This is a genomic window from Staphylococcus sp. NAM3COL9 (assembly GCF_001431205.1).
Lineage (GTDB): Bacteria > Bacillota > Bacilli > Staphylococcales > Staphylococcaceae > Staphylococcus.
Window position 1 is genome coordinate 530,253 of the sequence record NZ_LGPC01000016.1, and the last position, 23,520, is coordinate 553,772.

Consider the following 23,520-nt stretch of genomic DNA (forward strand, 5'->3'; position numbering starts at 1 on the left):
TTCTCCTATATAGTTAATTTTTTGTTGGCCTCAATCATGAGTGTGGAAATATCTTCGGTTAGATGTATTGTTCTATCACGAATATTTTCTGGAATACGATATGCTTTCTTATTCATTGTCATAAATAAGGCATTTGGATTATGGCGTGTCATGCGTTGAAAAGGTTGTTTCACATATTGTGGTGTCGTATAACCGATACCTATTTCTAGATATAATACTTTATCTTCTTTATGTGCATCAAGGAACTGATTATAACGAGATAACTGCGCATGAAAATCAGCATCCTCTACCATACCCACTTGTGCTTTTCGTTTATTGATTTCCATCGGTGCATCACATTCAGGACAATGCGGCAAGCGTTCTCGTGGCACTTCCATATTTTCTTGTTCTGCAATCATTTGACGTATTGCAGCATCATCACGATAAGTCTGCGCATGACAATGTTGACTACATTGCCATAAGATATACTCTCCTTGAATATGAAAAACTTTATCAAAATCGAAACCTGCCACTGCAAATGCATTGTCTGCATTCGTAGTGATGATATGATAGTCTTTATTACTTAAAATTTGATTAAGCGCACTATAAGATGCGCCTACAGGTTGGTCTAAATAATTCAGTGCAACAAATCGGCTTTGAAAAGCCCAATATTCTTGCCAACTTTCGAATGTATGAAGACTTGCTTGTAACATGTCAAAGAACCCGTATTTTTTAATAAAATCCGGGAAATTTTGCGTGAAACGTTCACCTATATACGTAAAACCGTCTGATGCTGACATTCCGGCGCCTATCCCAACCACAACTGCATCTGCTTCATTTAAAGCATCTGCTAATATATCCGATTGTCGACCATAACTTGTAGTTAATACATCCCATATTGATTCAGTCATAATGTTTCAGTCCTTCCTTATATAATGCAGCATCTTTATCAGTAAACACATTGAAAATCACACTGATATCCGAATGATGTTCTTGTTTATAATGCATTACAGTCGAAATTGCTATATGTGTAGCCTCATCTTGAGGGAAACCAAATACGCCTGTTGAAATACAACAAAAAGCAATACTTGATAAGTTTTGCTGGTCCGCAAGTTCGAGACAACTTCGGTACGAGCGCGCAAGTAATTCACGGTTCATTTGTGACACTGGTGTCTTACGAATTTGTGGACCCACTGTATGAATGACGTATTGAGCAGGTAAATTATAACCAGGTGTGATTTTTGCTTTACCAACACCTTCCGGTCTACCTTGTTTATCTATTAAATCTGCACAAGCTAAACGCAACTGAACACCTGCCTTAGTATGGATGACATTATCAATACAATTATGATTCGGCTCAAAACAGCCTAACAGCTTACTGTTAGCCGCATTTACAATAGCATCTACTTCAAGCTTCGTTATATCACCTTGCCATAAATATATATCGTCATTGAGAAATGGCGTTAATGATGTTAGCGACGTAAGTTGTGGCGCATTGTAATTTTTTAAAAGTGCATCCTGCACTTCAATAAAATCTTCTGCAATAGGCGTTGCTTTTCTTATATTTACTAACCCTCGAAACATTTCGAAACGTCCTTTTTCCGTATCAGGTAAGTCTAAACTGACATCATCATGTGTTTCTTGCCATAAATACCCAATTAAATACGACAAACGTTCTGGTTGTTGCATAATTTATGCCTCAGGAAGTGCATTAAATGCTGCTTCGTCAACATTTTCTAATTTAACCAACCAATTTTCTTCAGTTTTTTCAGAATTTAAAAGAGTTGGTTCATCTTCTGCTTTTGTATTACGTGCAACAATTTTACCTGCTAATGGTGATTGAACGTCTAATACTGTTTTAGATGCTTCAATACTAACGATTTCGTCGTCGACTTTAATATCGTCGCCACCCATAAATTCAACATAACCTACTGTTCCTACATCATCTTGTAATTCAGGTGTCATACTGTATACATACTGTTCTCCAACTTTTTCTATCCATAAATAATTAGCTAATTTTTTCATAAAACATCTTCCTTCCTTCAACTTGTTATAAATATATTTGCGCGAGTAATTCGATTGTACGACAGCGTTGTTCTATATCTGGAATCAAAGGTACAACCATCACTTCGTCTGCATTAAATGTTTGGATCATTGTGTCTATCTGTTTTTTTGCACTTTCTTTTGTACCTACAATTATACGAGCACGGCTTTGAGTAATCAAACGTTCATCTCTTTCAGAACGTTGATACGATTGTGCAGTTTCGATAGAAGGTAAATGCTCAAATTCGGCAAATTGTTGTTTTCCTAATAGCCAAACGTCTAACGCTTGCGCCAGTGCTTCTGCTTCTGATGCTGTATCAGCAACTGCAACAAATGTAGTGAGCATAACAGTGGATTTCATATTTAATTTCGTAGGTTTAAAGGCAGCTCTATAAGCTTGCACACTGATTTCAGCTTTTTTAATTGTCTTTTCGTTAGGTAATAAAAAAGTTCCCAGTGTGTACCCCATGCCTTGACGACCTGCCATTTGCGCAGATGATACACTCGTACTTAACAGCCACATTTGAGGCATGGTCGTAACACGAGGTTGTGCAAATACTTGTTTAAAACGTTGCTCTGATTCATGCTCGGTTAGATAATGTCGCACATCCGTAATAGACTGCTCGTAGTCTAAGTAATGTGTTTTCGTTTCATTCATAACTTGTTTTACACTTGGTGTACCTGAATTATTACCTATACCTAAGTCTACACGACCAGGGTAAAATGCTTCTAATAATCGAAAATTTTCAGCCACTTTAAACGGGCTGTAATGCGGTAACATCACTCCACCTGAGCCAAGTCGGATTTGCTTCGTCTTTGCCAGTAATTGCATCATCAATAATTCTGGACTACTACATGCAAATGCTGGTACATTATGATGTTCTGTCATCCAAAAGCGCTTATAACCAAGATTGTCTGCTAATTGTGCTAAGCGTACTGTATCTTGTAAGGCATCTTGTGCTGACTTGCCTTCATCAATAACAGTATAGTCTAAAATATTCAATTGAACCACGTTCGTTACCACCTCCGCCAATACTGACCTGATATACTTTTCAGGACTTATAATGTAAGCACTTTCGTTTGAGTGTATATCATATCTCAGTTATGCTAAATTCCATGTACAAAGCTTTGTACACGCTACTTTAAAGCATGTTTCCCTTTTTAAATTACCCTCATTCTCTAGGATAACTGATATAGAAAAATTTTGTTATATTTTGCTTGAAAAAATCACCTTATTTTTTATTTAATTGACCACTATATCCTATTAGTGTTAATTTGAAATTACATATTACAACGAAGATAGAGGTTATAGTTATGAAAACTCATTATCAAGCATTATTCGAACCATTATCATTACCCAATGGCGTCGTCTTCAATAACCGTTTTGTGCTATCACCTATGACTACGAATTCCTCAACACAAGAAGGTCATATTACTGAGCAAGACTTACGCTATGCACAACGTCGGGCACACGCCGCGCCCCTTCAAGTAACAGGTGCAGCCTATATTGAACCTTATGGTCAATTATTTGAATATGGATTTAGCATTAGTGATGACAGTTGTATACCTGGGTTAAAAAAATTAGCAACTGCAATGAAAAAAAATGGCAATAAAGCTATTTTACAGCTGACACACGCAGGTCGCTTTTCAAACCAAGCCATATTAAATTATGGCCAAGTTTATGGTCCAAGCGCTATGTCCTTAAATTCTCCTGTTCAACATGACGTTCTAGCTATGTCTATAGATAAAATCACCTCTGTAACGCGTCAATATGCCGAGGCAACATCTCGTGCTATACAAGCTGGTTTTGATGGTGTAGAAGTTTCAGCTGCCCAACGATTACTTATACAAACATTTTTCTCTACTTTTTCTAATCAACGAACAGGTCAATACGGAAATCAAAGTTTGGAAGATCGTGCACGTATTGGGTTGGAAATACTAGCTGCCGTACAAGATGTCATTGATAAAGAAGCGCCACCTCAATTTATTTTAGGCTATCGTGCTACGCCTGAGGAAACACGTGGTAGTGATGTCGGTTATACAATTGACGAATTCAACGAACATCTTGATTGGGTATTAGATACAGCGAATGTACAATATTTAGCAATCGCAAGTTGGGGTCGTCAAATTTATCAAAATAAAGTCCGTTCTGATGGCAAGCACGCAGGTCAATATGTCAATGCTGTCGTCCATGATTACCTTGATGGTAGAATTCCTGTCATCGCTAGTGGTGGTATTAATTCACCTGAAAGTGCGCTCGATGCCTTACAACATGCAGATATGGTGGGGATGTCGTCTCCATTTGTGACAGAGCCAGATTTTGTCTTAAAATTACAAGAAAATCGTCCAGATGATATTGATTTACATGTAACAATCGACGATATTGATGAACTCGCTATCCCATACGCAGCTTTTAAAGATATCGTTAAAATGATGGACTACGGCGAAGGTTTAAAAAAAGAAACCCGTGACGAGTTACGTAAACTTGAAACAAACTATGATCAAGTAGACTATAAGGCAATAGAAAAAGATTAATTTAAGGTGCTGACAAACTGAGCAGATGAAACAGCTTAGTTTGTCTTTTTTTATTGAGTGATTATTTTATGAAAATGAATTAATATCTCAAAGTATGTAAAAAGCATTGAACCGTAAAATGTCCAATGCTTTCTTGTTACGTTTTATGTGAAGTTAACCATTTTGTTTCGCAAGTGCTTGACCAATCGCGTTTAATTTATGTGGTGCGTCATGTACTGCCATCTTCACTTCAACTAGGTGCATCATATCTGGTTGTGCTTCGATTTCGAGGAATGCATTTTGTAGCGTTTCACTCGTTGTCACATCGTGCACGATGACTTGATCTTTCCCACCGAAGACTGTTGGTAATAATTTATATTCCCACATTTTAATATCGTTGTATGATGCATTTTCTCCATGTATTTTACGTTCAACTGTATAACCATCATTATTAATAACAAAAATAATCGGCTTGATTTGCGCTCTAATCATTGATGATATTTCTTGCACTGTTAGTTGTAAGGAACCGTCTCCAATTAATAATAAATTTCTGCGCTGTGTGTTTGCCATTTGTGTACCAAGTGTCGCTGGTAGAGTATAGCCGATTGAACCCCATAATGGCTGTCCTATAAATTTATTATTACTATATAATGCTAAATCATAAGCACCAAAGAAGGATGTACCTTGTTCCGCTAATATCACGTCATCTTGCTTAATAAAATCTTGCATCATCTTGAAGTAAGTTGCTTGAGATAAAGGATCTCCATTTAAATCGTATTGGTTTTCTTCAGGACGTTGATATTGAGGGAACGTTACGTCATTAACATAATCAATTGTATTTAAGCCATCCAACAAATCGCTTAAAGGAACTTCCATATCTTTCGTTTCATTCATTTTGAAATGACGATGATTAATCATAACGAGATCATCAATATCAAATTGATATGAGTATCCTGCAGTTGCTGAATCTGTTAATTTCGCGCCAATGTTTAAAATTGCATCACTTTGATCCACGTAATTTCTAATATTTTCTTCTGCTAATAAGCCATCATATATACCCATGTAATATGCGTTTTCTTCATTAAATGCACCTTTGCCTAATGATAATTGTGCTACAGGAATATGCGTTTGATTCACAAATTGCTCAAGCTTTTCATGTAAACCAAAACTATTAATCTCGTGTCCTGTAATTATGACTGGTTTATTTGCACTTTGTAACTTTTCTTTAATCATGTTCACATATTTATCAACATCCGTCCCCTGATGTTGTGGCATTTCAAACGGTTTATCTACTTCAATTTCTACGCTCGCTACATCAATTGGTAAATGTATATGCACTGGACGTTTTTCAGTTAGTGCTGCTTCAATTACTCTAGGTATTTCTACTTGGGCATTTTCAGGCGTAAGATACGCTTGTGTCGTTGTAATCGGCTCATACATTTTTCTATAGTCATCAAAATTCCCTTCTCCTAAGGTATGATGCACATATTTCCCTGCATTTTCTACTGCTCTTGTAGGTGCACCGGTAATTTGAATAACCGGTACACGTTCAGCATATGCGCCAGCAATACCGTTAACAGCACTGAGTTCTCCTACACCAAAAGTTGTTACCATTGCGCTCATCCCATTTAAGCGTGCATATCCGTCAGCCGCATAACTGGCATTTAATTCATTTGTGTTACCAACCCACTCCATATCATCGCGACGAATAATATCATCTAGAAAAGTAAGGTTAAAGTCACCTGGTACACCAAATACTTTATCGACGCCAATAGCACTGATACAGTCCATTAAATATTGTCCTATACGTTTTTTCATTTATCATTTCCCCTTTTTTATCCATCTCTATTACACTACAAACTTAACTTAGTTGAGATAAAAGGTCAATGATATTGACTTTATTTTAATCTATTTTTTATATGTTAATTCTAACTGATGAATCATATGTGTCAGCATCTCATTGTTCGGTGTCGCCACACCACAGGCTTTACCGTATGTAACAATTTGTCCGTTTAAATAATCTATTTCTGTTAAACGTCCTTTATATAAATCTTGATGCATCGATGGATAGTGTAGACCTTGTGAGTCAATTGGATAAGCAGCTTCAATTTTATTAATTAAATTTTCAAAATTGAGTTTCAATCCACGTGCATGAGCCACAGCTACAATTTCTTCAATAATAGGAATAACCATTTGTCGTGCTTGTTCATATTGCGAAAATTGATTAATTGTTTTATCTAAAATCGTACATAATGGATTCAATACACTGTTCAATGTAGCTTTTGACCATATAGATTCAAATACGTTATCACTGATTGTAGAATTTAATTTTGCATTATTAAAAATTGCATTAATCGCTTCTGTACGATAGTCTTCCCCACCGTCTGCACGTTGCAGTTCTATTGTTCCTGTACCTTCTAATAGTATTTGTCCAGGGCCTCTTAATCCTGCAGTCCACATCGTGACCGCTAAAAATATTTGTGATTTCGGTATAAATTTTGCAAAACGTTCTTCATGTCCCAAACCATTCATCATTGTTAATAATGCCGTGGTATCTTTAATCGCATTGGCTTGATTTAACGCCTCAATCATTGCTTCTGAATCCATCGCTTTTGTTAAAATGATAATCAAGTCATATTGTTCATCGATTTGTTCTGGCAATTGCGCTTTGATATTAATATTATATGTATCCCTTTCTGTTTGAATATTTAATCCATATTGCTTAATATTCGTAATATGTTCTGTCCAATAATCTATTAAAGTTACATCATATCCTGCTTGGGCAATTTGCGTTCCAACACGACCACCCATTGCTCCAGCCCCTGCAATTGCAATTTTAACCACATAATCATCCTCTTCTTTATTTCATAATAATAAATCAAAATGATCATTACACCATTTGTAGTTAGAAAATCCTTAGTTTTTAAATGGCATAAAGTTATTTTAATAATTTAATCTTTTTTATTCTCGTATTTTAAATATTTAACTTCTTGGAACCCTGTACGATAAGAAGCAAATTCTTCCATTATGGCATACCAATCATTGCCCACTTTTTTCTGTATATCTTGAAATAAATCATTTTGCTTCTTATTAAGTTCTTGTACTAATTTTTTTCCTTTTTCGGTTGGGTACAAAGCTTTAATACGTTTATCCTCTTCAGTTGGTTTTTCAGTGATATACGCCTCATCTTTTAATTTTTTTAACGTTGCATGACTTCCTTGTTTAGAAATCTCTAAACCTTTCAATAAGTCTTTTATTGTAATTCCAGGCACCTTTTCGATAAAAAATAAGAACCTATGATGTTGTCTATTTAAGCCATATGCTTCAATAATTTCATCCGCTGTATTTATAAACGTTTTGTAAGCAAAATAAAACAACAAATTCTCATAATCATTATTATTACTTTCCATTATTCACATTCCTTTTTTGTCATTTTAGCGTATCGGCCGGGGTTCCTAATTAATATATTGATAATACTTCAGTTGAACGTTACAAGAGCTTTAAATGTGGATCCAATAATACGGAAAGCTCTACTACTAAAGTATCTATATCACATGGTTTTGATTCTTCAATCCACCATATAATAACGCCTACTACAGCAGAGGATAAAAACTGGGCAGTAATTTCACTGTTTTGTTGATTCATAGTGTCGCGCATTTTCTTCGATAATGTTTGCTTAAGCATATTAAGATCTGACTTTTTAACCAAAGTTTTTAAAATATCGTACTGATCGTCAATCACGTACATTATTTCACGTAACGTTTCTTTATTGTCTCCTGATTCAGCAAGATAAAAATTGCATTTATCCACTGCTCCTCTCAAAATATAATCAATTGCATGATCTAAAATGTCGTACTTATCTATGAAGTTTAAATAAATAGTACCTCTATTTATATTGGCATGCTGGGCGATATCATTCATTGATATTTTATCAAAGTCCTTTTCTCTAATCAGTTCAACAAAACTACGAATAATAAGTTGTTGAGATTTTTCTTTTCGTTTATCCATTTTAACTCCTTTTTATTAACAACATTTTTTAATATTTGTTCATTAAACATCAACATGATTATATTGTTCATTGAGTTTAAATCTTATTGATGATAACTTCAAGCTATTAAACAATTGTTCAATAACTAAACTGGAGTGATAATGATATGAAAATTTTAATATATGGTGCAGGTGTACAGGGCCAATTTTTAGCTCACGCACTAAATACCAAAGATAATGACATTACAATGTTTGCACGTGGAAAAACATTAGAACACTTGAATCAAAAAGGTTTGAAACTTAAGCATTCATTGCAAAGAAAAACGACAAATGAACATATAACAACGATAAGTACACTTTCAGAACATGATATTTATGATGTTATTTTTGTAACTATGAAGTATTCGGATTTTTACAATGTCGTACCAGTACTAGCTCAAAACAAAAGTAAAAACATTATTTTCATTGGAAATAACATGAACCCTAAATTACTACAAAATACATTAACCAAACACAGTGATCATCCTAAGCATATCACTTTCGGCTTTTTAATGACTGGTGGTTCAAGAGAAGCAAACCATACTAATATTTTAAGATTTAATGCTGGAGAACTCAAAGTTGGTCACATGCAGGGGGAAATAACGTTCTCAGACAAACTAAATTTAATATTTAACAATACGAAAATCAAGCTAACTTATGAGCAGAAATTTGAAGATTGGTTGATGTCACACGCAGCTTTAGTCTTACCGTTAAACATGCTCTTTATTCTAAAACAAAACCAAAATACTAACACGCATACGTTAGCCAAAGAAACGATAGCTGCTTTTACTGAACTACATCAATTGTTAGAACACAAAGACTATACTATAAGACCAAAAGTACAGTCTATTATTTTCAAAAAATTTAAAGGATTATCCAATATAGTATTAAAAACAGTTATGAACATTGGACTTATCAATCAAACACAGGGTTCCTTTAAAGAGCTCGAAGCACTTTATAACGATGTTAAAGAAATAAATCAAAACACAGCCCTAACTACACGCCATCTAGATTATCTATTTGAAACAAGCAAATCCGTCAGTTAAAACGACTAAATTCATCATAGTTAAAAAGGGAGCGGGTATACGAAATTAAAGTTTAATTTCGTATACCCGCTCCCACTATGCTGACAAGATGATAAGCTAGTTCTTTAATTTATGTTACTTTATTTCAATTGTACGTTTCTTTAAAAATGAAGCATATCCTAAAATCACATAAATCACAGTAAGGATTGCAAACGTTACTTCAAATATCATTACAAAATACAGCACATTTTGTATTTTATGAGGTAAGGTTTCAATTTCAAGTAAGTTATATAGTGATGTCGCTGTTGTCACCCACGGAAAGGTTAATGCTGAAAATGAAAATCTAAAATTCAACTTATATAATTTTGGTATGAATGTTAATGAGTATATAAATATGAGTTGAGAGATAATCAACATTGGTATAATGTAAAACAGTTGTGTACATTCTACACTTAATAAATAACCATTTAAACAAAGCGAAGCTGGTGCTGCTATGATGATTGTCATAGGAAATTGATTTTCGTTATATAATCGCCATGTCTTTTTAAACAATACGATGCATATCAATACTAAAAAGCATAGCGTCGCTATATACACGATCAATTTACCAAATAATGGCGAAAAATCTTCAGCAGTTTCTGAAATAACACCAATCCCCACAAACGTAACAAACCAACTGGTACTCGGTACGATTCGCTCATTTCCATGTAAATAAATATGGTAATAAATAAATAACCCAATAATAACAAACTGTAGTAATACAACGAGCCACCACAACCAAATTATGATTTCCCAGGTAATATTGAGTTGGTGGTATAAGACATAAAGTAATGTCAGAAATGTCATTGTAATCGTAGGAAAAGTCGCACATATATTACGATCGGATAATTCTTTCAACACAATTTCAGGAAATTGTATACATTTCAGTATAAATAATCCCACCACAATAACACTAATGATTAAAAATATTGTAGCTAAAACATTTCGTTCCATAATGTATAAAAGATTACTTAACGCTGAAATACCCAATGCTAAGCCACAAATAGCAGTCGGTATTACACTTATAAATTTTCGAAACATATCATTTATTAATCCTTTTTATTTATATTTTGAATATTACATACATAGTAACCATACTATTTTATCGAAATTCAAGCGTTACATCTGTTTATATTGCTTTGAAAACCGATATTTATTCATCTCGTTATTTAAATAAATTTTAGCACTAATATGTAACAGATAATACCTCACTGGGAATAATCTTTTTTATGTAAACAAGCAGCCACTTTTTTCAGTTTTGAACTGCTTTACTTTATCTTCATTACGATTGTAAATTAATCTTCAATAATGTCTAATCCATCTTTACGTAATTGTTCTAATCCTTTTAACATTTGTTCAATATCAGGATTGGAGTGTCGTTCCCATGTAGCTAATTTCGCTACAATTTTCAAAGGTTCCGTCGAACGATATGAACGAGTCGGATTACCAGGAAATTTTTTATCTGTGACATTAGGATCATTTTCAAATGCTCCAATAGGTTCAATAATATAGATGTGTTCTTGTGCAGATTCGTCAGCTAATGCAACTGCGAGTTCAGCCCCCCACTTAGCTGTGTCTAAAGCGCCAGTAAAATAAATATAGTTCATTTTACGGTTTTGATAATTAGAAATGCGCTGCGTTTGCAGTAAATCACCTATTTGTAATTCAGTCTTCGTCCCATGAAAAAATGGTCCTTGATCCAACACTTCTTTTTGTTCTATCATTATTCAACACTCCCTCTTTCTCTAAGCTATTCACTAGTATAAACTGCTAAACAATAAAGAAGTAGTCTATAATAATATTATTATTTAATGTATAATTAAGACAAAGGGCATCTGATTTTAAATCCTATCGATAAAAAAGGAGCGGAAGAAAATCAAAATTCGGAATTTGATTTCCTCTTACCACTCCATAAGTGTGATTTTTTAATTTTACAATCTTTCTAAATGAATCATTTCATCTGCTTTGTCTGTAAAAATACCATCAACGCCCCAATTTGCTAATTGATTTGCACGTAATTGCTTATTTACTGTCCACACATTTAACGCATATCCAGCATTTTTGATTTTTTTTACACGTGCTTGCGTCAATTTAACATCTTCTATATTCACTATTTTTGAACCACAATAATCTAATAGCGTTCTCCAATCATCACCAAAAGCTGCAGCTTTAAAGATAATAGCTCTCTCATACTCTGGCATGAACTGCTCTGCTAATTTCACTAAAACCAAATTAAAACTTGATATCAATACTTTTAATTCTGGATCTAAATCTTTTAATTTATCTGCAACCTGTTTAATCATACTTTCTGATAGTACTGTGCCATTCGGACCTGTAACGCCCTTCAATTCAATGTTTAAATTCATATTATAGGCATTTGCCAATTCAACAATCTCATCAAATACAGGTAGTTTTTCTGCTTCAAATTCTGTGCCAAACCAGCTACCTGCTGAGGCATCTTTAATGTCGTCATAATTTAATTGTGTCACTTCTCCCAACATATTCGTTGTTCGATCTAAAAAATCATCATGAATTAATATCAACTGTTCATCTTTAGTAATCGCTACATCTAACTCAATCCATTTTAATCCAGGCGTATTACCAGCTTCTTTATAAGATGCGAGCGTATTTTCTGGCGCTTTACTTGATAAACCTCTATGTCCATAAACAGTAAACATACCATCATCCTCTTCAATTTAAATTTAATGCAAGTATGATATGGTATTAAAGATATTTCAAATATTCTTTATTAATTCTACATATTAATATAAAAAAACATCCTTGAATTCTATAACAGAATTTCAAGAACGTTTTATTTTTAATTTATGCTTTTGAATTTACGTATGAAGTTGGATCTACCGAATAACCGTTACCAATTCCGCCTTCCATGCGTTGGAAGTGTAAATGTGGTGCAGTAGAGTTACCAGTGCTACCTGACTCACCGATTTGTTGTCCTTCTTTAACTTGGTCACCTTTTTGAACGTTCAATGAATTCATGTGCATATACCATTGATAGTTGTCACTATTTTGTTCTTGGATTGTAACTTGGTTTCCGCCACCATAATTACTCCAACCACTTTGTACAACAGTACCATCTGCTAATGAATAAACTGGCGTGTTTTCATCCATTGCATAGTCGACACCGTAATGTGCACCGCCACCATGATATTGACCATATGGTTGCAATTGACTATTACTAGTTAACCAGTTTGATGAATTTGTGCTGCTATTATTGTTTGATGATGTATTGTTATTTGTTGTTGTATTATTGCTTGAAGCTTCTGATGAAGATGCTGCTTCTTGCTGCGTTACTTGTACTTCATTAGAACTGTTTGTGTTTGTTGGTTCTGTAGTAGGTTCATTTATTGTGTTCTCTACGTTATTTGATGTTGCATTTTGTTTTACATCTTCAATACCGTTACCGTCATTGCGCGTATAACTACTATCATAGTTTCCGTTTGATGATGTATTATTTTGTGTATACGTTGCGTTATTATTTGATGCGTTGTCGTTAGTTGTTGTGCTTTGTTCTTGTGATGAAGTTTGAGCAGAAACTTCATTATTAGAACTTTGTGGTGTTTCTTGTGATTGAGCTGGTGCTTCGTTTACATCATAGCTACTCTTTTGAACAGCTTCATGACTTTTATCAGCACTATAGTTGTTATCATTATATGCATTTGTTGCATTCGTATTTGTTGAGTTTGCACCTTGATCATTCATAGGGAAATAGTAATAATGGTAATTTCCTTCTTCATCAATTAAGTAAAAATAATATTGATGTTGATCAAACATTGATTGATCCCAGTTTCCATCTAATGTATGATGATAATTCCCACTATTATCTTTATCAATATATCCATATTCAAACATACCATTTGTAGATTGGTTACTTGAATATTGCGTACCTGATTGATTATTCTCTGATGCTTCTGCGTCTGACTGTGCTATGCCCACTGCTCCCAATGACAATGTAGCAATTGTTGCTGTAACGATTTTTTTCATAATTAATAAATCCTCCCAAAATTTTCCTTACCTAACAATAGCAAAGAAATTATATAAAGAGAATAGCAGAAACTGCTTTTTAATTTATTGGTAATTGATTTGAGACACCTGTAATTTTTTTGAAAATTCTATTTATAGTATATATTAAAATATAACCACTTCTCGATGATGTAAAAATCATAGCATTACACCTTTTTAAACAACTAATATGTTTTTTATGTGATTTATTACGTGATACTATAGATATATTAAAAATAAAAGGGGGCATACAATGGAGGATTTGAAAAATAACTATGTAAATAGGGGTTCAAAAGCATATATTAAAATTATCGTTGCTCTGTTCATTTCAGGATTCACTATTTTTTCAATTCTTTATAGTGTTCAACCATTGATACCCCATTTCACACAATCATTTAATGTAAGTGAAACTGTTGCAAGTTTGGCACTGTCGTCAGCAACCCTGACATTAGCTTTTTCCATGTTATTTTTTGGTGCAATATCAGAAGTAATTGGACGTAAACCTATTATGATTTTTTCTGTGATTTCAGTGTCGTTATTAGCACTAGTGCAACCCTTTATTACAGATTTCAACACCTTCTTACTTGTTAGACTCATACAAGGCATCTGTTTAGCAGGCTTACCATCTATCGCTATGGCGTATATCGGAGAAGAAATTTCTGCACATAGTTTACCCGAGGCAATGGGCATTTATATTAGTGGCAATGCATTTGGGGGGGCGTTTGGTAGAATATTCACTGGATTTATTTCAAGTATCTATGGTTATCAAGTTGGCTTATTCTCTATTGCTGTCATTAGTGTTATCGCAGCAATATTATTTTCTTTTTTACTCCCAGCATCTCAACATTTTGAGAAGCAACGCTTTTCTGTTAAAGCATTAATATTGAGCTATAGTCAACATATGAAAAACATCCGTTTAATAAAACCTTTTATGATTGGATTTCTACTATTAGGTTGTAACATCGCTGCCTTTAACTATATCGGCTTTGTGTTAGCAGCTAAACCTTATCAATTACACGAGAGTATTATTAGCTTTGTTTACTTATTATTCTTAATTGGTATGATATCTTCTATATTAAATGCAAAATTACGTTCTAGATTAGGTACATTAAATGCTTTAAAATTTAGTATCTTACTATTAATTGTCGGTATTTGGATTACACTTTTACCTTTTTTAGTTTTTAAAATACTCGGATTGGCATTCAGTGTTTATGCATTTTTCAGTGGTCACGCGATAGCAAGTGGCGTAGTTGCTAGCCGTGCTGAACATCATAAAGCACAAGCATCCAGTTTATATTTATTATTTTATTACATGGGTTCATCTATTGGTGGTACATTAGCAGGTATTTTCTATGGGCTGATACAGTGGTCAGGTGTTGTATTGATGATCACAGTTTTCATGGTTATCGCATTCATTATTTCATTAACAATCAAACAAAAAACGGCTTAAAAAATCTTAAAATCAAGATTTTTAAGCCGTTTTTTTATTTCTTCATCACTGTTGTCCAAGTCTATTAATGTTATTCCATAGGTGCTATTTGTGCTTCAAATTCATCAAGTAGTGTCCGTACCTCATATGTTGTACTCGTACTCATCAGCTTATGTCTCAGTTCACCTGCGCCTTTGATGCCGCGTACGTATACTTTAAAGAATCTGCGTAATGGTTTAAACTGACGCGTTTCTTCTTTTGTATATTTGTCGAATAGGTCAAGATGAAGTCTCAACAGAACTAAAAGCTCTTCGCTCGTATGTTCTCTCGGTTCTTTTTCAAATGCATGTGGATTTTGGAAAATCCCACGTCCAATCATTACGCCGTCAATACCGTACTTCTCTGCCAGTTCGAGCCCTGTTTTTCTGTCCGGTATATCTCCGTTAATCGTTAACAATGTCTCCGGTGCAATTTCATCACGAACCTTTTTAATTTCTCCGATTAATTCCCAATGGGCATCAACTTTACTCATCTCTTTGCGCGTTCGAAGGTGAATCGACAGGTTCGCAATATCCTGCTCGAATACATGTGCCAACCAATCTCTCCACTCATCGATATCAGAATAGCCGAGTCGAGTTTTAACACTTACCGGCAGACCTCCTGCTTTAGCTGCCTGAATAATTTCAGCTGCAGTTTCAGGACGCTGAATTAGACCTGAACCTTTACCTTTCGTTGCAACGTTCGGCACGGGACAGCCCATATTTAAATCGATACCTTTAAAGCCCATTTCTGCCATACCGATACTCATTTCACGGAAGTGCTCTGGCTTATCTCCCCAAATGTGAGCGACAATAGGCTGTTCATCTTCAGTAAATGTTAAGCGTCCGCGTACACTATGTACACCTTCAGGGTGGCAAAAGCTTTCTGTATTTGTAAACTCAGTGAAGAAAACGTCAGGTCTACCTGCTTCACTGACAACGTGACGAAAAACAACATCTGTAACATCTTCCATTGGTGCCAAAACAAAAAATGGACGCGGTAATTCACGCCAAAAGTTTTCTTTCATATATATTTAAACCTTCTTATCTATTATTATCTCGAATTTTTATCCAAGACGATATTACCATAAAAAGTCAATTTACACAAAAGTATTATGACTGGTAAAAAGCCTGCATAGAGTACTTCTGTACATTTATATAACTCTTGTAACTTTTTATTTAATGCTTTAAATCATTTTTCTTTTTTGATGACACTGTATTTGAATATATCATTTAATTTGTGACTCTATAACTATACATACTGCTTAATAGTCCAACGCAAAGTATAATAGACGCGAAAATCAGTGCTGCATTATAATTTCCTGAATCACCAATTAATACACCAGAAAGTGCTGGTGCAATCATTTGTCCCAAACTATAAATAACCGTTAATGAAGCAACTAAATTTATTTTACTATTACTTTGAAACATTAACGTTTGCGCTTTAGACATAAACAATGTCGTTAAACCAAGAAACGTAGCACCAAATAAAATAGAGCTTATCACTAAACTCATCATGCTTTCTGAAAAAACAGGCAATATTACGGCAATAATTTGTAAAATAAATGCTAGATTCGTTGCTTTATCGTGCCCTAATTTTTCAGCCATCATAGACCATAAAATCGTAGATGGAATAGCTCCCAATCCTACAAACATCCAACTTAACGCTGCATAATCTGCAAACTCAGGTATGGATTTAACAATTGCTACTAAGAATGTTCCTGTAATGATGTAACCAGCACCTTCACAAAAATACGCTATTGAAAATCCCCAAATAAATTTTTTATTCAACTTAACCTTTGGTTTATCTTCTTTTTCATTTAAGTTGTGTATTTCATTTTCAACATTTGAATTTTGACGCATACCAAAAAACACAAAACTTCCCATAATTAAAGCAAAAATACCGAGTAAAATCCAAGTTGTCTTCCAATTATTTTCTGTAGTGAATAAAAAAACAAATATGCTACTTGTGAAAATACCTAAACCCACACCACTATAAAGCATACCTGATATACGGCCCTTGTTCGCTACTCTCAATGCTTCAAGTGTCACATTTGAAGCTAAGACAAAAACTGTTCCACTCGTGATACCTGCGATTAAACGAAAAATAATCCATAATGTAAAATGATCAAACAGTCCCATCAATATTGTTGAAACTATGTTGATTAGTAAATAAATTTTTAAATCTGTAACCTTGCTAAACATAACTGTCCATATTGGGATAATTGCTCCAATTAAATAACCTAAGTAATTAATAGTTGCCAGTAATCCTGCGCTTTGATTATCCATATGTCCAGTTTGTTGCATAAAAGGCATAATAGGTGTGTATGCAAAACGACCAATTGCCATCACAATAAACAAACAAATCATCCCTAATATGAGTTGCCGATAAGCTTTTTGCATTTTCCCACACCTTTCTTTATTAATTATTCCATTATACGCCTAAGTTATATTTTTAGAAATGGCATATCGTTAAGAAATTATATAGTAAAAAATAAGACGGAAGCTCTATCTAAAGCGCATTCCGTCTTACTTATTTTGTAATACTATAATATTAATCTTTATTGATGATTTTCCTTATTTTTATGGCGTCTTCCAATTAATAATAACGCACCAATCATAGCTAATAATGAACTTAATAATCCATTGTCTTGGTTCTCACTTTCACCCGTATCAGGCAATTTATTAACTTTTTCATTATCTGAGTTATCAAGCTTATTTTTGTAATTATTCAGATTTGAAAGTTTGTTGCTGCTATTTATATTTCGTTTTTGTTCTTCATCTTGTGCTTCATTTCCAGTCAAGCCTAATTTATTGCTAGAACCATTATTATTTCTAGGTTTATTGTGAACAGCCAATTGTTTTGATGTTGAAGTACTACTGTCACCCACGATAATTGTTGTTCTAGTCATATGACCTCTCTTATCAACTGCTGACACTTGTATTTTATCCCCAGGTTTCACATTGACATTAGCTGGAATATTAATTACATATTTGCCTTGATTATTAGCCGTGCCTGTTATGATGGTTCCATCTGGGAAATGCACTATAATTGTTGAATCCGGTTTAGCTTGACCTGTAATTTGCGTAGATCCAGTCGTTACTCCACTCACCGTTGGCACTACTGGTGTTATCATATCTTTAACCATCAATCTTGTTTTTGGCGATACGTTACCTGATGCATCTGTTGATATAACTACTAACTCTTCGTTTCCATTTAATTGTTTATCAGCTGGTAAATCGATTGCGTAGTTGCCTTGGTCATCTACTTCACCTGTTACTACACTTCCGTCCGGGAATTTCACTGTTATTGTTGAGCCTGGTTCGCCCGTTCCTGTAACTTGTTTACTTCCACTCGTTACTTCATCCACTGTCGGCGCTTCAGGTGCTGTTGTATCTTTAACAGTCATTCTTGTTTCTGATGATACGTTACCTGATGAGTCTGTTGATGTCACTATGAGGTTTTCATTTCCATTCAAATCTATATTTGTTGGTATATCTATTACGTAGTTGCCTTGATTATCTACTTTGCCTGTTAACACACTTCCATCTGGGAATTTAATCGTAATTGTTGAACCTGCTTCACCTGTTCCAGTAACTCGTGCATCTTCACTTGTTACTTCATTCACTGTTGGTGCTACGGGTGCTGTCGTATCTTTAACTGTCAATCTTGTTTCTGGTGATATGTTTCCTGATGCATCTGTTGATGTCACTACCAATTCTTCATCCCCTACTAAATCCACGTTTGTAGGGATATCAATTGCGTAGTTGCCTTGATTATCTACTGTACCTGTTACTACACTTCCATCTGGGAATTTAACTGTAATCGTCGACTCTGCTTCTCCTGTTCCGGTTACTTGCGTATTTTCACTTGTCACTTCATTCATCGTCGGTGCTTCTGGCGCCGTCGTATCTTTAACAATTAATCTTGTTTCTGGTGATACATTGCTTGCGTTATCTGTGGATGTTACTACTAATTCCTCATCGCCTACTAAATCTTCATTTATAGGGATATCAATTACGTAATTCCCTTGATCATCTACTTTACCTGTTACTACACTTCCATCTGGGAATTTAACTGTTATTGTTGAACCTGGTTCACCCGCTCCTGTTACTTGTTTACCTTCACTTGTCACTTCATTCACCGTTGGTGCTACGGGTGCTGTCGCATCTGTAACAATTAATCTTGTTTCTGGTGATACGTTGCCTGATGCATCTGTTGATGTGATAACCAACTCTTCGTTTCCATTCATTTGCTTATCTACTGGTAAATCGATCACATAATTCCCTTGATCATCTACTGTTCCTGTTATCACACTTCCATCTGGGAATTTAATCGTAATTGTTGAACCTGCTTCACCTGTTCCTGTTACTTGCGTGCCTTCACTTGGAACCTCATTCACCGTCGGTGTTACAGGTGCCGTCGCATCTTTAACCATCAATCTTGTTTCTGGTGATACGTTACCTGATGCGTCTGTTGATGTAACGATTAAATCTTCATTTCCATTTAATTTCTTATCTACTGGTAAATCGATCACATAATTCCCTTGATTATCTACTGTTCCTGTTATCACACTTCCATCTGGGAATTTAATCGTAATTGTTGAACCTGCTTCACCTGTTCCTGTTACTTGCGTGCCTTCACTTGTAACCTCATTCACCTTTGGTGCTACGGGTGCTGTCGTATCTTTAACTGTCAATCTTGTTTCTGGTGACACATTTCCTGATGCATCTGTTGATGTGATAACCAACTCTTCGTTGCCATTCATTTGCTTATCTAATGGTAAATCGATCACATAGTTCCCTTGATCATCTACTTTGCCTGTTAACACACTTCCATCTGGGAATTTAATCGTAATTGTTGAACCTGCTTCACTTGTTCCCGTAACTTGTGTACTTTCACTTGTAACCTCATTCACCGTTGGTGCTAATGGCGCTGTCGTATCATTAACCGTTAATCTTGTTTCCGGTGACACATTGCCTGATGCATCTGCTGATGTGATAACCAATTCTTCGTTTCCTACTAAATTCACATTTGTTGGAATATCTATTGCGTAGTTGCCTTGATTATCAACTGTTCCAGTTACCACACTTCCATTTGGGAATTTAATCGTAATTGTTGAACCTGCTTCACCTGTTCCTGTTACTTGCGTGCCTTCACTTGTTACTTCATTCACTGTTGGTGCTACGGGTGCCGTCTTATCTGTAACAGTAAATCTTGTTTCTTGCGATACGTTACCTGATGGGTCTGTTGATGTCACTACTAACTCTTCGTTTCCATTTATTTGCTTATCTAATGGTAAATCGATTGCGTAGTTGCCTTGGTCATCTACTTTTCCTGTTATCACACTTCCATCTGGGAACTTAACCGTGATTGTTGAGTTTGGTTCACCTGTTCCTGTTACTTGCGTGCCTTCACTTGTAACCTCATTCACCGTCGGTGCTACGGGTGCCGTCTTATCTATAACAGTCATTCGCGTTTCCGGTGATACATTGCCTGCACCATCTGTTGATGTGACAACCAATTCTTCGTTTCCTACTAAATTCACATTTGTTGGAATATCTATTGCGTAGTTGCCTTGGCCATCTACTGTTCCGGTTACCACACTCCTATCTGGAAATTTAACTGTTATCGTCGAACATGGTTCGCCTGTTCCGGTTACTTGCGTATTTTCACTTGTGACTTCATTCACCGTTGGTGCGTTTGGTGCTGTTACATCTTCCACAGTTACTGGATCTGATAAATTGCTAGTTTTCCCATTCTTTGTAGCAGTAGCAGTCAAAATTGTTCCGGCTTTAAGTGGTTGGGTCAACTGCAACGCTTTTGTTGTCTCGCCGTCCCCTAACACCGCTTTTCCAATGACATTGTTATTATTATCTTTGACTACAATAGTAGATCCTCCAACACCATTGACTTGAAGGCTTGTACTTTGATTGTTAACTGGGGCAATACTTGGTTTTAAAAATGATTTTATATCAATTACCTTAAATGTATTTACCTCATCATTTCGATAGTTAGGCGAGGCTATAGCCACTTTATAAGTACCAGGTGTCAATTTCGACACGTTTAAGCTAAATGTACCATTACTATTGACAGCACCTTGACTTATTACTCTGCCATTTGCATTTGAAATTTTTACTTTTTGATTTGCTGCATATTGATCTAATGGGACCTCACCTTTAATAATGGTATCCTCTGTTGTGATATCTTTTACAATAGGCTTGCCTACTAATGGAGAGGTCTGATATCTTAAAACTTCGTCTCCATCATTTTTACCATCTCTATCTGTATCACCGTTAAATGGATCAGAATGAGATTTATGAATTTCAAAATTATCCGTCAAACCATCTTTATCTATATCTTGAATATAGTACGTTGAAGCTCCAAAAGTATTAGCAATCATTCCTCCCTTTCTATCTGTTAAATAACCATTAAAAGCAAAATCTTCTTTTACTCGGGTCGTACTAGTTATTAAATTCCCGTTTGCATCATATGAAGCACCTCTAGACAATATATTATTAGGGCTTTGATTATATATAATTACAATTCTAATACCTACAGTTTCTGGTAATGAATTATTAAATTCTATGAGTTGATTTAAATCAGTATCTGTAATACTCCCTCTACCACTTGTATCAACAGAAAGCGTTGCTACTTTGTTTTCTTTATAATATTTCTTATCGAAACCATTTACACCTTTAAAATCATATTTATGTAACTCTATTGAAGAAATATATGGTAATAAAATAGGATCTATTTGATAATGATATGCCCATTGTTTATTTAGCCCAAGATCAAGTATTCTTCCACCATAGTTAAATATTCCATTCTTTAATATTTGCTGATCTATGATTGCACCACCGAAATTACCGATTGTAGAATCAAATTGTACTGTTCCACTACTTGCTTTAAATGCATTATTGGCATTATTAGATTGAGAAGGGGTGATGTTATTTATTTCCGTATCTGATGGTGTTAAAAAATAACCACTCGTTTCTGAAGTTTGTATTTTTTTATTTTCAAAATCGTCTTTAACATATATTAGATAATTTAACTTATCTCTTTTATTTTCCATACTATTCAAGATGTTTTTAACAGTAGTGTCAAGCTCTATACGTCCTCCAGTGGCTGTATATTGCGATAATATTTCTGCACCACCAAATAAACCTCCATTTGCTCTAATGAAATTAACTTGCCAAATGTTAGTCAATTCACCTTGTTTATTAGCTAATCTAACTAACTTTACTGGTGATGTACGACCAGCAGGATTAACAGTAATTCTTGTCACATGGTCAGCGATCACTGGGTCTAGTTGTAAATTTATTTTATATCTATCTCCTGAATTTGCCCCGGTTAAATATCTATGAATTTCAAAGGGAATGATTTTACTATTTGAAACATCGTTTCTTGTTAATGTGCTAGGATCAAAAATTAATGTTTGGAATGTATAATTATCTGAGTATTCTAATGTTTCCAAAGAACTGTCTTCTGTCATTGCTCTGGCTGATTTTTTTCTAATTATGACTGAACGAGCCCTTCTCACTTTAGCAACGTTATTATTTGATTCATTTGTATTCAGTGCTCTTGCACTTTCACTTCTATCTGAGAAAGTGTTCGCATTAGCTGAATTAGTATTTTCTCTTTGTGTATTTACTTCATCTTTTGCTTTTATTTTATTACTAGTATTATTTGCTATATAACCATTAACATCTTTTGTTTGCATAGATTGCGCATCGTTTGGTTTTATTGTATTTTCCTCTGCTACATCACTTGTTTGTCTCTCCTCGTAATTTAGAGATGCGTCATCAACATTATTAATTTTTTTATTTTCGGTTTTTATAATTTCGCTATTTTCTTCGTTTTCTTTTTCAATTACATTAGTCTCATTTGTATTACTTTCTTTTTTGTCAGTGCTCTTACTTTCTATAGTATTTACAGCTACTTCTTCTTTATTGCTTGTCTCAATTTCAGCTGTATGATCAACCATTGGTTTACTTTGAATAATACTTTGCTCTAAAGTATTATTACTAGCTTTTAAATCATTTTTCTGAATATCATCATTTTCAGAAGAATCGTAAATTACCTCTTGTTCGTTACTATTTGTTTTTTCTGTATTAGCTAAGTATCTATCCTTTTCATTCAAATTGGTACTGAGTGCTTTGGTATCTTTTGGAAGTTCGTTTTCTGCTGCATTCGCATCGTTAGATAAACCGAATACTAATACGCTCCCCACTAATAATGACGCTGTTCCAACTGAAAGTTTTCTAATAGCATATTTATTCTTTCTATTGGTTGTTAAATCATGATTGTTTTTCATTGGTTTCCTCCATTAATATTAGTCGTTTAATACAATATCACAATCGTATTATTTTTTTAAGAGTTTTATTTGAATTTAAATATAAAATT

18 protein-coding genes are annotated in these 23,520 nt (G+C 34.5%); 3 read left to right on the forward strand and 15 right to left on the reverse strand.

Annotation, left to right across the window (positions count from 1 at the left end):
* Positions 1-5 precede the first annotated feature (5 nt).
* Genes ACA31_RS12110 through ACA31_RS12125 form a run of 4 tightly spaced genes read right to left on the reverse strand, consistent with a single transcriptional unit; the run spans position 6 to position 3,034 of the window.
* On the reverse strand, positions 6-890 hold the full coding sequence (locus ACA31_RS12110) for an SIR2 family NAD-dependent protein deacylase (RefSeq protein WP_057513575.1): 885 nt from the start codon (positions 888-890) through the stop codon (positions 6-8).
* A complete protein-coding gene (locus tag ACA31_RS12115) occupies positions 883-1,668 on the reverse strand; it encodes a protein-ADP-ribose hydrolase (RefSeq protein WP_057513576.1) in 786 nt (261 codons plus the stop codon). The genes ACA31_RS12110 and ACA31_RS12115 overlap by 8 nt, the downstream gene beginning before the upstream one ends.
* A gap of 3 nt (positions 1,669-1,671) precedes the next feature.
* Entirely contained in the window at positions 1,672-2,004 is a 333-nt protein-coding gene (locus ACA31_RS12120; RefSeq protein ID WP_057513577.1) for a glycine cleavage system protein H, read from the reverse strand.
* A gap of 25 nt (positions 2,005-2,029) precedes the next feature.
* On the reverse strand, positions 2,030-3,034 hold the full coding sequence (locus tag ACA31_RS12125; protein ID WP_057513578.1) for an LLM class flavin-dependent oxidoreductase: 1,005 nt from the start codon (positions 3,032-3,034) through the stop codon (positions 2,030-2,032).
* Between the two features lie 302 nt (positions 3,035-3,336).
* Between ACA31_RS12125 and ACA31_RS12130 the strand changes: the two genes are divergently transcribed.
* Complete coding sequence (locus ACA31_RS12130) at positions 3,337-4,557, forward strand: NADH-dependent flavin oxidoreductase (RefSeq protein WP_057513579.1); 1,221 nt, start codon at positions 3,337-3,339, stop codon at positions 4,555-4,557.
* Between the two features lie 153 nt (positions 4,558-4,710).
* On the opposite strand, the gene ACA31_RS12135 is transcribed toward ACA31_RS12130, so the two are convergent.
* The 4 genes from ACA31_RS12135 to ACA31_RS12150 all read right to left on the reverse strand — a co-directional run bounded on the left by ACA31_RS12135 (position 4,711) and on the right by ACA31_RS12150 (position 8,544).
* Entirely contained in the window at positions 4,711-6,354 is a 1,644-nt protein-coding gene (locus tag ACA31_RS12135; protein WP_057513580.1) for an alpha-keto acid decarboxylase family protein, read from the reverse strand.
* A 90-nt stretch (positions 6,355-6,444) separates the two neighbouring features.
* A complete protein-coding gene (locus ACA31_RS12140; protein ID WP_057513581.1) occupies positions 6,445-7,380 on the reverse strand; it encodes a ketopantoate reductase family protein in 936 nt (311 codons plus the stop codon).
* A gap of 107 nt (positions 7,381-7,487) precedes the next feature.
* Positions 7,488-7,946, reverse strand: coding sequence for a MarR family winged helix-turn-helix transcriptional regulator (locus tag ACA31_RS12145; RefSeq protein ID WP_057513582.1), 459 nt, complete (start codon positions 7,944-7,946; stop codon positions 7,488-7,490).
* 79 nt (positions 7,947-8,025) lie between these two features.
* Complete coding sequence (locus tag ACA31_RS12150) at positions 8,026-8,544, reverse strand: TetR/AcrR family transcriptional regulator (protein ID WP_057513583.1); 519 nt, start codon at positions 8,542-8,544, stop codon at positions 8,026-8,028.
* A 146-nt stretch (positions 8,545-8,690) separates the two neighbouring features.
* Between ACA31_RS12150 and ACA31_RS12155 the strand changes: the two genes are divergently transcribed.
* Entirely contained in the window at positions 8,691-9,608 is a 918-nt protein-coding gene (locus tag ACA31_RS12155; protein ID WP_057513584.1) for a ketopantoate reductase family protein, read from the forward strand.
* Positions 9,609-9,722: 114 nt separating this feature from the next.
* On the opposite strand, the gene ACA31_RS12160 is transcribed toward ACA31_RS12155, so the two are convergent.
* The 4 genes from ACA31_RS12160 to ACA31_RS12175 all read right to left on the reverse strand — a co-directional run bounded on the left by ACA31_RS12160 (position 9,723) and on the right by ACA31_RS12175 (position 13,628).
* Entirely contained in the window at positions 9,723-10,667 is a 945-nt protein-coding gene (locus ACA31_RS12160; protein ID WP_057513585.1) for a TDT family transporter, read from the reverse strand.
* A 254-nt stretch (positions 10,668-10,921) separates the two neighbouring features.
* Positions 10,922-11,350 (reverse strand): NAD(+)--rifampin ADP-ribosyltransferase, encoded by a 429-nt coding sequence (arr, locus tag ACA31_RS12165; RefSeq protein WP_057513586.1) that lies wholly within the window; start codon positions 11,348-11,350, stop codon positions 10,922-10,924.
* Between the two features lie 207 nt (positions 11,351-11,557).
* Positions 11,558-12,304 carry a glycerophosphodiester phosphodiesterase family protein gene (locus ACA31_RS12170; RefSeq protein ID WP_057513587.1) on the reverse strand — a complete coding sequence of 249 codons (747 nt, stop codon included), beginning with the start codon at positions 12,302-12,304 and terminating at the stop codon, positions 11,558-11,560.
* Positions 12,305-12,449: 145 nt separating this feature from the next.
* Positions 12,450-13,628, reverse strand: coding sequence for a M23 family metallopeptidase (locus tag ACA31_RS12175; protein ID WP_057513588.1), 1,179 nt, complete (start codon positions 13,626-13,628; stop codon positions 12,450-12,452).
* A gap of 271 nt (positions 13,629-13,899) precedes the next feature.
* Here ACA31_RS12175 and ACA31_RS12180 point away from each other — a divergent pair, with 271 nt between their 5' ends.
* Positions 13,900-15,096 (forward strand): MFS transporter, encoded by a 1,197-nt coding sequence (locus tag ACA31_RS12180; protein ID WP_057513589.1) that lies wholly within the window; start codon positions 13,900-13,902, stop codon positions 15,094-15,096.
* 70 nt (positions 15,097-15,166) lie between these two features.
* On the opposite strand, the gene ACA31_RS12185 is transcribed toward ACA31_RS12180, so the two are convergent.
* The 3 genes from ACA31_RS12185 to ACA31_RS13145 form a co-directional block, all read right to left on the reverse strand.
* Positions 15,167-16,141 (reverse strand): tRNA dihydrouridine synthase, encoded by a 975-nt coding sequence (locus ACA31_RS12185; RefSeq protein ID WP_057513590.1) that lies wholly within the window; start codon positions 16,139-16,141, stop codon positions 15,167-15,169.
* Positions 16,142-16,346: 205 nt separating this feature from the next.
* Positions 16,347-17,516: a YbfB/YjiJ family MFS transporter gene (locus tag ACA31_RS12190; protein WP_057513591.1), complete on the reverse strand. Its 1,170-nt coding sequence runs from the start codon at positions 17,514-17,516 to the stop codon at positions 16,347-16,349.
* A gap of 158 nt (positions 17,517-17,674) precedes the next feature.
* Positions 17,675-23,431, reverse strand: coding sequence for an Ig-like domain-containing protein (locus ACA31_RS13145; RefSeq protein ID WP_082587079.1), 5,757 nt, complete (start codon positions 23,429-23,431; stop codon positions 17,675-17,677).
* Positions 23,432-23,520: the final 89 nt, after the last annotated feature.